Source organism: Calothrix sp. NIES-2098 (assembly GCF_963875125.1).
In the GTDB taxonomy this organism is placed as follows: domain Bacteria; phylum Cyanobacteriota; class Cyanobacteriia; order Cyanobacteriales; family Nostocaceae; genus Aulosira.
The window spans coordinates 6,585,143-6,597,908 of sequence record NZ_CAWNKJ010000001.1 but is presented as its reverse complement, the minus strand read 5'-3'; the positions used below and the strand labels follow the sequence as shown (position 1 = coordinate 6,597,908).

Below are 12,766 nucleotides of genomic sequence, written 5' to 3'. Positions count from 1 at the left end.
TTAAGAAGCCAGGAATCTTAACTCTTCACTACAGATTTTTTAGAATGCTCCAATTTTGCCAAAGATGACGTAGAATGTTTTCCCAATTAAAAATAAGTCATAAAATGGATGCCAATTTTTCTGGTATTGCAAGTCTAAGTCAACGATTTGTTCAAAATCTGTCACATGAGAACGTCCGTTAACTTGCCATTCTCCAGTTAAACCGGGTTTGACGTTTAAACGACGCCAATGTTTTTCTGTGTATTTAATAACTTCATCACCTGTAGGCGGACGTGTTCCAACTAAGCTCATATCATTGAGCAAAACATTCCAAAATTGGGGTAGTTCATCTAAGCTAGTGCGTCTTAAAAAGCGACCTACTTTAGTAATTCGGAAATCATTTTTGTTTTTAAAGATGAGTCCATCAGCCTCGTTACTTACTAAAGATTTTAATTGCTCTGCATCACTCACCATTGACCGGAATTTATACAGACGAAATGGGCGTCCTTGCAGACCATAGCGTTCTTGAGCGAAGAAAATAGGCCCTGGACTATCGATTTTAATAGCGATCGCTATCGGTACAAACAAGATTACTAAAATCAATAATCCTACCAAACTCCCCAAAATGTCTAAACAACGTTTAAATTTAGACTCTACTGAGGGATGCAGAGTATATTCTAAATCCCAAGATTTGAAAGTAATGTCTGGAAAAATTCCTTGTAATTGTGTTTGATGCATGATCCTGGCTCAATTAACAAAGGTAGAATTACTTAGTTTGAAACTGTGTTTATTAAAAACAGTATGGGTAGGAATACAGTTTTGTCTTAGATGATTTCGGGAATTTGGCGAACGTAAGTAGGTTTTTCTCTAGCTCCACATATCTGCGTTGATTCCTAAAATAAACGCGATCGCTTCTACCCTCCTGGCTTAAGTAGAATTAAGATCGTCTGCCACGGGATTAACAATTTGACAAGTCTCAAGACGCGAGAAGAGAGTAACGCACAATTCCCACCAAGCAGCAGTTGCGATCGCACTATGCCACTCCCAAACACCTAATACTTTCACACGCCAAGCTTGCTCAAGAAAACCGACATAAGGTAGATGTCCGATAGGAGTTTCCCCTTGCCAAATCAGATTGTCATAATCAACCCAAGAGTCTTTGAGTCGCCAACCAACGCGATTGGCAAAATCAATACAGGTTTCTGTAGCAGCCACTTTGGCGCTACCAATCATTAAAGCCAACACAGGGTCAGTAGCAGATTTACTTTTCATACTCTGCCAGATACGGTGTTGGACGCTAAAACCAAAGCGCCCATGACTATAACTTACCCAAAGCTGGTCAATAGTATAAAGATCTTTACAATAAAAATTTTTGAGACTGTCGAGATCCAGGTAGCGCTGTTGTTCTCGTCCAGCTACCTGCAACATGAGAGTTGTCGTTTCTCGATCCGCCTCCAGCCATCTTTGGGCTTGGAGTAAATCTCGCAGATGAGTATAATCTATCCCTACCTCAGAACTCAAATCATCAACGGTGGGATTGTTAGGATCTTCTGGCTGTTCGTTGGAACTATCGTTAGAGAATAGGGTTTTTCCTGGTAAGACTTCAATAATTCCTTGAGAACCAGACAACCAAAAATATAAGTTGATGTCAGTTTTTGCCAATTGCACTTGCAACTGTGTAATCCAAGCTGCGGCTGTGAGTCCAGTTGGCTGTATCCCCTGGTTGAGAGTTTCTAATAAAGTAGTAGCAAATCTTTCGCTGTCGTGAGATGGGACAGCAGCCGTAATTAAACACTGTCCTATATCTAATCCTAGTTGGAGTTCTTCTAGCCAATCACGTACTGATGCTGTGTCTACTCCCGGTTCTAGCGGACAATCTAACACGATGATTTGTTGCGATCGGCATCGGCGTAACTGTTTTCTTAACCACGAGCGCTGGATGACAATATCATCAGAGAGTATTAATACGGCTTCTCCCTGTTCTGTCTCTTGAATTTTTCCTCGCAGATATAACAATACCGTGGCGGCTGCGTCTGGGATATTGGTAGATTCGGTAAAAGATTGAGATAGCAAGCATTTTTGAATGGCTTTGCGGACATCGGATTGGGAATTTTTGCCGCTTACAGCCCAATAATTGACTGCAAAACTACCAGCAGTACTGAGTATTTTACTCAAAGCTAGAGAAGTTTTACTTTGCGGAAGTCCTTCTACAACTAACGCCTGTCGCGGATTTTGAGAAGATTCTATTTTTTTGGATTTCAATCCCAAAACTACTTCTCCTACACCTTCGACAATGCGCTTGGGCGTTTGTGAGGGATATTCCGAATGTATTGAATTGTCTCCCCGTCCTTTTTTGAGTTGATTAATCACTCGCAACTGCTGATTGGCTTTATCTATATATGTGAGTGTTTGGTGATAAACATAGCGGTAAAGCCCATCAGCTTCGATTACCCCTTGAGAATCAGCAGCTTCTCCTTTTAATCCGCGAATCAAATAATATGTAAATACACCATGTCCTAGTTGGGGAAATTCCCAAGATTGCTGCCCGCGATCGCAAGATAATAAAGCATAAAATCCTTTTCGCTGGGCGGCTCGTTGTCGAAGCACTTCTACTAACTCTGGTGTCGGGTTGAGTTGGGGATCGGTTTGGCCTCTCGCACCCAACAGGGTCATCCCACCGCTATGACAAGCATCTAAGATTAGTAATTGTTGCTGGGCAGAACAATTCTCTAATAGTTGCAAAACTTCCTGCAACTTTAAACCAGTGTCGATTAATTTTTCTTTTTGCGTATCTTGCAGACACAGCACCACCTGCTGGCTTAATGGATCTAGCATCCCATGTCCAGAAAAATAAAATAGAACGGTATCAATGGGTTTGGTAGCGGCTGCGATTTGTCTGAGGCTAGTCAGAACATTTTCTAACTTTGGCTGCTGGGAGGCAAAATCGTGGTAAATCATCACCTCCTTTTGCGGAAATGCTTGTGTTGCGGCGTTTAAAGCATCTCCTAAACCTTGACAGTCCAATGCTGAGTAATGCAAACAAGGTATTTGCTCATCCTCATATTGATTCACGCCCACCAGTAACAGCCAAAGTTTGGCTACACCGGTTTCTAGGGAATGAGTTGAGTGACTAGTACGAACCCCAACTGGACACATCTAAGCAATTTACAATGAAAAACCCAATGCTACTAAGCATCTTAGCTGCTGACTGCAAACAAAGTATACATAGAGCAGCTTTAATGCCAGCGGTATCAGATTAAACAAGACGTAATTTTGGAGAGTTAGTTCCAAAGCAAACTATAGAGCGATCGCAACAGCGCTCAAAGTCATTTTTTACCTCTTTCTGTGAGAAAACTCAAACCTAAAAAAAGCGCTGCTACACTACCTGCTACAGCAATTTCCCCTTGAGTGATTTTTTCTAAAACTGATTCTACAGGAATTAATATTACTTCAATTTCTTCTGTAATATCTAACTGTTGCTCTTTAGCCTTTTTGACATTTTCTGCTAAAAATAAATGGATTTGATTGGTATCTTTACTGGGCTTATCGTATAGTGTGGCGATTTTATTTACTTGTTCGGTAATATAACCAGTTTCTTCTACTAATTCTCTCACTGCTGCAACTTCTGCATTCTCTTGTTGTGGATCGAAACTACCAGCAGGGAGTTCTATAAAAAAATTGCCTACAGCGTGTCTATACTGCCTAACAAATACAATCTCTTGATTGCTAGTTATCGGTAAAATTAACGCTACTTCTGGTTTAATATTAACAAAATAATCATCAATAATTTCTCCGTTAGGCAATTCTATTTCATCTTGTCTCACCTGGCACCAACGATGATCTAATACCATTTGCGATTTCAATATTTTCCATTTTTTCAGGTTTTTCATAGATACTCAAAGTGAATTGTATAGTTCAGGACTTACGCAACTGGCACAATGCGATCGTTAGTTCATAGTACATATGTATTAATTAAATCTGATTTTGAAAGCTTTGCCTTCGTAATAGAAGTCGCTGTCTTGGAAGTACTATCGAAATATTCGTGAGAAAATAGGTAGAGGTTATATTAGATAAATTTCGCTAAGGGTAATGAGATTTACTAAGCTTAATTACTGCCAATATTTATTAAGTAGTCAAATTAATTATACAATTACCAATTTGGCAGAGCATTTAGAGAGTATTAGTCATGACGCAATTAACTATTATTTGAAAACCGAAAAATTAACACCTCGTTTACTATGGGATAACGTGAAAGAGGTCGTTGAGTCTGATGAAAATGGTTACATCATATTTGATGATAGCGTTTTAGATAAAAAGTATTCTGAAGAAATAGAAATAGTCAGAAGACAATATAGTGGTAATGAGCATGGTGTCCTGAAAGGCATTGGTGTAGTTAGCTGCGTGTATGTCAACCCTACACTTCAAAGATTTTGGGTCATAGATTATCGAATTTTTAATCCTGATGTCGATGGGAAAACCAAGATAGACCATGTGAAAGATATGCTCCAAAACCTTGTGTATCATAAGCTTTTACCATTTGATACTGTTTTGATGGATACATGGTATGCGGTACACAGTTTAATGCTATATATTGATAGCTTAGACAAAATTTATTATTGCCCTTTAAAAAATAATCGTTTAGTTGATGATACATTTGGTCAAGAAAAATATAAACGGATTGAATTATTAGAATGGAACCAAGAAGAATTAGACTGTGGTAAAATCATAAAAATTAAAGGATTCCCAGCTAATAAAAAAGTGAAACTATTCCGGGTTACTGTTTCTACCAACAGAACGGATTATGTCGCCACTAACGATTTATCTCAAAGTTCCACGGATGTTGTACAACAGGTGTGTAAAATTCGTTGGAAAATAGAGGAGTTTCACAGGGAAATTAAACAACTAACTGGCATTGAATCTTGCCAGTGTCGGAAAGCTAGACTCCAAAGAAATCATATTGCTTGTGCAATGTTGGTTTGGGTTAGGTTAAAGAATTTAGCCTATAGAACTGGCAAAACTATCTATCAAATCAAGCATAACTTGCTTTCTAATTATTTAATTCAGCAACTGAAGCGCCCAAGTATTTTTATGTGCTTGGTTTGATTTATATTGTCGCGTGTCAGGGCTTTGCCCTGCCTGCTATTTGTGCCAATTGCGTAAGTCCTATAGTTAATAGCGTATCTTTTAAAGTATGATTTCTCCTTCGTACATAAGCTGACAAAATTATCGATAAATTTTGCCAATCAAGGACGTGTAAAAAAGTATAACAGATGTATATAAATAACTAAACTTTAGACTGACACTGTGATATTTATGTTATCTGTTATAGTTTTAGATAAAAATATTTATGCAAATTCAAGTCAAAATATTTACCGTCAATAAGCGGTTTCCCCTGAAAATTAGTCGGGGTACAACTGCCCAGACAACAAATATATGGGTGAGTATTTCCCATGAGGGAATTGAAGGTTGGGGGGAGGCGTCGCCGTTTGGTGTAGGCGATCGCTCGCAATCAACCGATAAAATTAAAGATGCTTTGCAGCAAGTTACATCAATTTTAGAAACATTCAGCCCGTTGCAGCGGCAGCAAGTTGAGCAAGAGTTGATAAAAGCGCAGGTTCCTTCTTCAGCGAGGGCGGCGTTGGATATGGCCATGCACGACTGGCTAGGCCAGCGTGTAGGTTTACCACTGTGGCAACTCTGGGGACTCGATCGCAATGTTATAGTGCCGACTTCAGTAACTATTGGTATAAATTCTCCAGAGGGGGCGCGAGCTAGAGCGCGGGACTGGTTACAATTTACAGATGTCCGTCTTTTTAAGGTGAAGCTAGGTAGTCCGGATGGCATAGATGCCGATCGGAAAATGTTATTAGCGCTAAAAGAAGAAGCCCCAAATTTGGAATTCTTCGTTGATGCCAACGGTGGTTGGAGTTTGAGTGATGCTATTGAAATGTGTAGTTGGCTAGCTGATTTAGGTATAAAGTATGTAGAACAGCCACTGCCACGGGGTGAGGAAAAAAGTTTAGCAGAATTACAGAAGCATACGCCTCTGCCAATTTTTGTTGATGAAAGTTGCTTTACCAGCGCTGATATTCCCCAATTAGCAAACTATGTGGACGGCATTAATATCAAACTCATGAAATCAGGAGGCTTAACAGAAGCAATACGAATGGTACATACAGCAAGAGCCTATGGTTTACAAGTTATGTTTGGTTGCTATTCTGATAGTTCGCTAGCTAATACCGCAGCGGCACATCTGGCTCCTCTAGCTGATTATTTAGATTTAGACAGTCATCTCAACTTAATCGACGATCCGTTTACAGGTGCGTCGATTCAAGAAGGGAAAGTTTTGCCCAACGATTTACCAGGTTTGGGGGTACAAAAAAGTGCGTCTGCCACTTAATCAACGAATAGCTATTTTGCTGCATGAGGGAACTGCTGGAACTCAGGGCAAAACAGGGTTGTCACTTTTACGTTACAGTGAAGCCCCAATCGTCGCCGTTATCGATCGCGAATGTGAAGGAAAATCTTTATCGGCAATTACAGGTATCAAGCGTGATGTGCCAATTGTTGGCTCAGTAGCTGCATCTTTGGAATACAAGCCGCAAGTATTGGTAATTGGCATTGCTCCTAAAGGCGGTGCTGTACCAGATGATTATTGGCATGAAATCAAAGATGCCCTAGAAGCTGGGATGTCATTGGTGAACGGTTTACACACACCATTGGCAACGATGCCAGAGTTAAATGCGCTGCTAAAACCAGGGCAATTAATTTGGGATGTGCGCAAAGAACCACCTAACTTAGGCGTCGCTAGCGGTTTGGCGCGCACCCTTCCCTGTCGGCGGGTGTTGACTGTGGGAACTGATATGGCAATTGGCAAAATGTCAACCAGCCTAGAAATGCACTGGGCATCACGGCTGAGGGGTTGGCGTTCTAAGTTTTTAGCCACCGGTCAAACTGGTGTCATGCTAGAAGGAGATGGTATAGCTTTAGATGCCGTGCGGGTAGACTTTGCAGCTGGTGCTGTCGAACAAATGCTCATGCGCTATGGCAAAAACTACGATATCGTCCATGTTGAAGGACAAGGTTCTCTGTTGCATCCAGGCTCAACAGCTACTCTGCCTTTAATCCGTGGTTCCCAACCAACTCAACTTATATTAGTGCATCGGGCGGGACAAACTCATAATCGCAATAATCCCCATGTCCCAATTCCGCCTTTACCAGAAGTAATCCGGCTTTATGAAACAGTTGCTAGTGCTGCGGGTGCTTTTGCTCCTGTGCGTGTAGTTGCTGTAGCGCTGAATACTGCTCATTTAGATGAAGCTACGGCTAAAGAAGCGATCGCCCAGACAACAAAAGAAACTGGGCTACCCTGTACCGATGCAGTACGTTTTGATGCCAATATCCTGTTGGATGCAGTGATGAAGAATTAGTTCTAATATTGCTAATAATGCAATAAGTTTATCAACTCGTTGGCAACAGCGAGTTTTTTTGTTGTTAATTATACTTTGAAAACACAATGTATTATTATGATGTCCGGCAAGTTACTCTGATGTCATTGCGAGTGGAACGTAGACACCTGAAAGGTAGCTTCCCGCAGGGTAGTGGAGCGTAGCAATCACAAAGACTCTGCGATTGCTTCCCTACGGTCGCAATGACGGGTATTTGAATAGACATAGTATCACCTGGATAACAACCGCTTTTCCGAGATCAATTCTCTGTTGCAAACGTTTTTAACACAGGTAGAATCAGAATCAATTAAAAATTACAATTTCAGCCAAAGTGGCTACATTTGTATTTAAAATTTAAGCCGAATTGGCTACATCTGTTTTATGACCTCTGATAGAGTGGTGACAGTATTTAATTGCAGATTTTAGTTGGTGGAACTTCATATATTTAGAGAGGATTAATAGTATTTCCTTTTCAACTACGTCTGCCGATCCTACTCTTTTTTATGGGAGGTAAGAAAAAATCAGATGTCTTTAGAAATATTGGAAAAAGTCAAAGAATTTTTGATTAGGCTGGTCAAAGATGAAGATTTTCGCCAGCAATTAATGAGCGAAAAAATCGATGAGGTGAAAAAATTTATCGCAGATAGTGGCTATAATTTTTCTCAAGAAGAATTTGAGACAGCCACCATCAAAATCTTGGAATTAAAAGAATTAGGTGAGTTTCACGAACTTACAGAGCAAGAGTTATTAGGTGCTGTAGGCGGTTTTACAAAACGTTATAAGCCTCTACCAGAAGAGCCAATTGCGCAGCCAATGTACGGCATAATTATCGAGCCAATCGGCATAGACCCACAGCCGATGTACGGGATCGTTATTGAGCCAATTGAGCCAATCAAGCCAATAGACCCGCAGCCAATGTACGGCATAATAATTAGCGATCCTGAATTACTATAATCGCTTCCTAAGCTGTTGCACATTTAAGTTGTATTAGGCTACGCAATTTAAATGTGCAGTAGCTTGGCAAAATTTATTAAAACAAGAATCTGCTAATTTTTTTAAAATTTTAATTCCGCGTAGCGAAGTGGATGGTAAGACTTTCTGGGGGTTTTTATGACATATCGTCGCACAAGTTATGCTGTTTGGGAAATTACTTTAAAGTGTAATCTTGCTTGTAGTCATTGTGGTTCGCGAGCCGGCAATGCACGTACTAAAGAACTATCTACAGAAGAAGCATTGGATCTCGTTAAGCAAATGGCAGAAGTCGGGATTAAAGAAGTTACCCTCATAGGTGGTGAGGCATTTCTGCGTCCGGACTGGCTGGAAATAGCTAAGGCTATCGATCGCGCCGGAATGCGTTGCGGTATGACTACCGGCGGCTATGGCATTTCCTTAGAAACTGCACGCAAAATGAAAGAAGCCGGAATTCGTACTGTTTCTGTTTCTATTGATGGCTTGGAAGAAACTCACGATCGCCTGCGGGGCAGAAAAGGTTCTTGGAAATACGCTTTTAAAACCATGAGCCATCTGCGAGAAGCTGGTATTGCTTTTGGTTGCAACACACAAATTAACCGCTTGTCAGCCCCAGAATTCCCTAGTATCTATGAACACATACGCGATGCGGGAGCCGTAGCTTGGCAGATTCAACTCACCGTACCAATGGGTAATGCTGCCGACAATGCAGATATTCTGCTGCAACCTTATGAGTTACTGGATATCTACCCCATGATTGCCCGTGTTGCTCGTCGCGCTTACCGCGAAGGCGTGCAAGTTCAGCCAGGAAATAATATTGGTTATTATGGCCCCTACGAACGGCTGTTGCGGGGACGGGGTAAAGAGCATGAATGGGCATTTTGGCAAGGTTGTGCTGCGGGACTTTCCACTTTAGGTATAGAAGCTGACGGTGCAATTAAAGGTTGTCCTTCATTGCCGACTACCGCTTACACAGGTGGTAATATTAGAGACCGTTCTCTGCAAGATATTATTGAAAATACGGAAGAATTGCGGTTAAATTTAGGCGCAGGTACCCCTGAAGGCACAAAACACCTGTGGGGATTTTGTAAAACCTGCGAATTTGCCGAACTTTGCCGTGGTGGTTGCAGCTGGACTGCCCATGTTTTCTTTGACCGTAGAGGTAACAATCCTTACTGCCATCATCGAGCGATTGTCCACGCAGAGCAAGGTTTAAGGGAACGAGTGATTCCCAAAGTAAAAGCTACAGGGCTTCCTTTTGATAACGGGGAATTTGAACTCATAGTAGAGCCGATAGATGCTCCTAAACCAGAAAACGAGCCACTACAGTTTAGCAGCGATCGCATTTTTTGGTCTGAAAGCTGGGAGCAAGAGCCTGAAGTGACTTACTCTTTGGCTGGTTAAAGTTTTATTTTTATCGGAGGAGATATGGAAACAAATTCTGGAACTGCCAATCTGCAAGCAACTAATAGCGCAGAAGAAGAACTATCTCTCTTACCGCGTTCAGCTTGGAGTAGTCAATTGGCTTATTTAAAAGCATTGTATAAGGCAAAACAAGCCTTAGATAAAAGGCAAAAGTAAAGTTTAGCGGCTCCTGCTACAAGTCAAACCCAGTTGTGTCTACCCTCAAGTCCCCCTCACAAGGTGGGACTTTTTTTTAGGGGCGTCCTGAAACGTGCGCAGTAGCGGGAATGTTTTGGAAGCCTACACTCACTGCACAGCAGGAGTGTAGGAGATTTCACTTCAACAAATCCTAGCTAACGAGTATTTTATTTTCAGCTGGAGGTTGAGCGCGGATTTCATTGTGGCAAGGACGACCTTGTTCAAAGTCAGTGATATTAGCTAGAGTTGTATCCGCAATATTACTCAGAGCTTCTTCTGTAAAGAAGGCTTGATGTCCAGTGATCAGCACGTTGGGAAAGGTTGTGAGGTGCTGGAAAACATCATCTTGGATAATTTCACCAGACAAATCCTCAAAAAACAATTCTGATTCTTGCTCGTATACATCGACACCAAGATAACCGATTTGACCGGATTTTAACCCTTCAATTACCGCTTCCGTATCAATGAGTGCGCCTCGACTAGTGTTAATAATCATCACACCTGGTTTCATTTGGGCGATCGCGCGATCGTCGATCAAGTGATGAGTTTCCGCAGTTAGGGGACAATGTAGAGAGATGATATCAGAGTTGGCAAGTAACTCTGGCAACTCTACATACTTTCCACCCATGGCTTCTAATTCTGGGTTTTGATACACATCGTATGCCAGTAGATGACAGCCAAATCCTTTCATGATTTGACCCAAAATTAAACCGATTTTGCCAGTACCGATAATCCCCACGGTGCGTCCGTTGAGGTTGAAACCTAGCAATCTATCTAGGGAAAAATTGCCTTCCCGAACGCGGTTATAAGCGCGGTGGATTTTGCGATTGAGGCTCAAAATTAATCCTACAGCGTGTTCTGCGACCCCATAGGGTGAGTAGGCAGGTACGCGCACAACTGTAATTCCTAAGTCTGCGGCTGTATGTAAGTCTACATTGTTAAACCCCGCACAGCGCAGGGCTACCAGGCGAGTTCCGTTTGAGGCGAGAATCTCTAAAGTTGAGGCGTCAACCTGGTCATGCACAAATACACAAACTGCTGGAAACCCGGCGGCTAAAATGGCGGTATCTCGATTTAGGCGGGGTTCTAAAAATACTAAATCGTGTTGTTTAGGCGAATTTGCAGCTTCTAAAAACTGCCGATCGTAGGCTTTTGTACCGAATACTGCTACTTTCATGCAAAACCTGAGGTTTGATGCTGCATAGTTTTCGAGAACATGATAGCTTGACATTTACCAGTGCGATCGCACCTCTGATGATTGCTAGTGCTAGACTTTCACCCGGATGTTACCAATTATTGAATTACAGCAAAACTTTAGAATTTGTAATCTCGCTATGACGCGAACTGAATTATTTTAAGGTTGTCTATGAGACTTAGGGGCAGAAGACAGGGAGCAGGGATAGCGAGAAAAACATTTCTGATTAAATTGAATAATTTATATTCTGCAAGTCCCTCAGAACAAAACTTATTGTCCTAACAACAGAAGTTGCGGAAGTAACGTCAGAGGTTACGGAAGTAACGACAGAAGTTGCGGGAGTAACGACAGAAGTTGCGGGAGTAACGACAGAAGTTGCGGGAGTAACGACAGAAGTTGCGGGAGTAACGTCAGAGGTTGCAGAAGTAACGTCAGCTTCTTTGAAACTAAGTAGACGCAACGCACTGGCTCACCAATGACAAACATTGTTTATCTGCTGAGAGTAAAATAAACAGGCGGATTCGCCTTATCAAAGGAATCCGCCCTACAGACAAACAACAATACTATGAACTTATCCATCATTACAGCTGATTAAGCTTTATTACCTTAAGTAATTGCAATATCTTCATTAATATTATGAATAAATCGCATTAGTTATTCTTGAAGCGCAAAAAGCGATCGCCTCAATAACCTATTCTTCACTCCAAGCACTTAAAAATTCCACTTGATTTTGCATATCTTCTGCCGACTTAGCTGCAATAATTGCAATCTCTGTATTTGGCTCGTAGTTGCGCTTTAGCGCTAAAGCACAACTTACGAACCAGCGATGATTATTTGCACCGACTTACTTATTGATTATTTAGTTTAGTTAGCAACAGGTTTTACAAGCGATCGCGATAGCGACCAGTTACCATCTCGCGTTCGTGTTCTCGTATATCTGCTGGACTGGGTGTTTTGAATCCAAAGTAAGCAGCAATTAATGCTGTAATTGCATGTAGCCAAACATCATTACCAAAGATGGGAATTAAACCAAATACAGTATTAAGAACTGGTAACAATCCCATAACTGCAAGCACTCCATAAAAGATTGCCAAACCGCGTGCGTAATTTCGCGATCTGATATAAGTACGGTAGGAAACTAATCCCGCAATACCGACAGCTATATGCACAATGTTATGGAGAAGATTAACAGCAAATGCTTTTAGCAAGTAGCCATATCCAACCTTAACAGCTAATGCAGGCCCAGCAGTACCAGGCGATGCGACCATACCTGGTATAAAGCCAAAAAGGCCAACTAATAGAAACACAATGCCGCAAATCAGGGCAAAATAGCGTGCTCCCATAATATTACTCCCCATTTCCTCAAGATTTTGGGAAACAAACGGGATTATTCATCCCTAAAACCACTCACTTTGATTGTTGCAATTACAACGGCTACTGTTATTCAAGTGCCAGATTTTAACTAGCAGTCGTAGCAACAATTTCTCTTACTCTAAACTCGCTTAAGCTTCAGTAAAACGCCCCCTATCTAAAGTAAGAATTTTGAATATTTTGCTTCAATAACAAGCTTTCT

Annotated in this window: 12 protein-coding genes; 7 read left to right on the top strand and 5 right to left on the bottom strand. The window is 41.3% G+C overall.

The window, feature by feature from the left end; translation table 11 throughout:
- Positions 1 to 39 precede the first annotated feature (39 nt).
- The 3 genes from AACU33_RS27615 to AACU33_RS27605 all read right to left on the bottom strand — a co-directional run bounded on the left by AACU33_RS27615 (position 40) and on the right by AACU33_RS27605 (position 3,869).
- The gene (locus AACU33_RS27615) at positions 40 to 717 is read right to left on the bottom strand and encodes a sugar transferase (RefSeq protein ID WP_096592785.1); all 678 of its coding nucleotides are present in this window, start codon (positions 715 to 717) and stop codon (positions 40 to 42) included.
- Positions 718 to 906: 189 nt separating this feature from the next.
- A complete protein-coding gene (locus AACU33_RS27610; RefSeq protein ID WP_339376328.1) occupies positions 907 to 3,135 on the bottom strand; it encodes a GUN4 domain-containing protein in 2,229 nt (742 codons plus the stop codon).
- 170 nt (positions 3,136 to 3,305) lie between these two features.
- The gene (locus AACU33_RS27605; RefSeq protein ID WP_096592782.1) at positions 3,306 to 3,869 is read right to left on the bottom strand and encodes an NUDIX hydrolase; all 564 of its coding nucleotides are present in this window, start codon (positions 3,867 to 3,869) and stop codon (positions 3,306 to 3,308) included.
- Between the two features lie 199 nt (positions 3,870 to 4,068).
- Here AACU33_RS27605 and AACU33_RS27600 point away from each other — a divergent pair, with 199 nt between their 5' ends.
- The 6 genes from AACU33_RS27600 to AACU33_RS27575 all read left to right on the top strand — a co-directional run bounded on the left by AACU33_RS27600 (position 4,069) and on the right by AACU33_RS27575 (position 9,977).
- Entirely contained in the window at positions 4,069 to 5,082 is a 1,014-nt protein-coding gene (locus tag AACU33_RS27600; protein ID WP_096586464.1) for an IS701 family transposase, read from the top strand.
- Between the two features lie 244 nt (positions 5,083 to 5,326).
- A complete protein-coding gene (locus AACU33_RS27595) occupies positions 5,327 to 6,379 on the top strand; it encodes a dipeptide epimerase (RefSeq protein WP_096592780.1) in 1,053 nt (350 codons plus the stop codon).
- On the top strand, positions 6,363 to 7,409 hold the full coding sequence (locus AACU33_RS27590; RefSeq protein WP_096592777.1) for a DUF1611 domain-containing protein: 1,047 nt from the start codon (positions 6,363 to 6,365) through the stop codon (positions 7,407 to 7,409). The genes AACU33_RS27595 and AACU33_RS27590 overlap by 17 nt, the downstream gene beginning before the upstream one ends.
- A gap of 543 nt (positions 7,410 to 7,952) precedes the next feature.
- Positions 7,953 to 8,381 (top strand): Nif11-like leader peptide family RiPP precursor, encoded by a 429-nt coding sequence (locus AACU33_RS27585; RefSeq protein WP_096592774.1) that lies wholly within the window; start codon positions 7,953 to 7,955, stop codon positions 8,379 to 8,381.
- Between the two features lie 156 nt (positions 8,382 to 8,537).
- Positions 8,538 to 9,800: a nif11-class peptide radical SAM maturase 3 gene (locus AACU33_RS27580; RefSeq protein ID WP_096592771.1), complete on the top strand. Its 1,263-nt coding sequence runs from the start codon at positions 8,538 to 8,540 to the stop codon at positions 9,798 to 9,800.
- 24 nt (positions 9,801 to 9,824) lie between these two features.
- Positions 9,825 to 9,977: a hypothetical protein gene (locus tag AACU33_RS27575; RefSeq protein WP_339376327.1), complete on the top strand. Its 153-nt coding sequence runs from the start codon at positions 9,825 to 9,827 to the stop codon at positions 9,975 to 9,977.
- Between the two features lie 172 nt (positions 9,978 to 10,149).
- On the opposite strand, the gene AACU33_RS27570 is transcribed toward AACU33_RS27575, so the two are convergent.
- Entirely contained in the window at positions 10,150 to 11,175 is a 1,026-nt protein-coding gene (locus AACU33_RS27570) for a 2-hydroxyacid dehydrogenase (RefSeq protein WP_096592768.1), read from the bottom strand.
- Between the two features lie 17 nt (positions 11,176 to 11,192).
- Between AACU33_RS27570 and AACU33_RS27565 the strand changes: the two genes are divergently transcribed.
- Positions 11,193 to 11,336 carry a hypothetical protein gene (locus AACU33_RS27565; protein WP_339376326.1) on the top strand — a complete coding sequence of 48 codons (144 nt, stop codon included), beginning with the start codon at positions 11,193 to 11,195 and terminating at the stop codon, positions 11,334 to 11,336.
- Between the two features lie 738 nt (positions 11,337 to 12,074).
- On the opposite strand, the gene AACU33_RS27560 is transcribed toward AACU33_RS27565, so the two are convergent.
- Positions 12,075 to 12,536, bottom strand: coding sequence for a DUF4383 domain-containing protein (locus AACU33_RS27560; protein WP_096592766.1), 462 nt, complete (start codon positions 12,534 to 12,536; stop codon positions 12,075 to 12,077).
- Between the last annotated feature and the right edge of the window lie 230 nt (positions 12,537 to 12,766).